The sequence below is a fragment of the Acidiluteibacter ferrifornacis genome (genome assembly GCF_009909615.1).
GTDB lineage: Bacteria > Bacteroidota > Bacteroidia > Flavobacteriales_E > Vicingaceae > Acidiluteibacter > Acidiluteibacter ferrifornacis.
Map to the genome: position 1 here is coordinate 1 of NZ_WWNE01000005.1, position 221 is coordinate 221.

The 221-nt window shown below is 39.4% G+C and carries 1 protein-coding gene; it reads right to left on the minus strand.

What is annotated here, in order from left to right; all coding sequences use genetic code 11:
• Nucleotides 1-221 (minus strand): hypothetical protein (locus GQN54_RS04330; RefSeq protein ID WP_160632293.1); only part of this gene is annotated, 221 nt, incomplete at both ends.

Below are 221 nucleotides of genomic sequence, written 5' to 3' on the forward strand. Positions count from 1 at the left end.
GTAATTACAGAATCACAACCTGCAGCATTTTGGATGGTATCGTTATACAACCTTGTAGTGGTATATGTCATGCTGTTTTGCGCCCAAGTGTAGGTATCGCAAGCTGTAACATTGGTTGTGGAGCTTGTCGAGTTATTGATGGTCAAATTCAAAGTAATTACAGAATCACAACCTGCAGCATTTTGGATGGTATCGTTATACAATCCTGTAGCAGTATATGT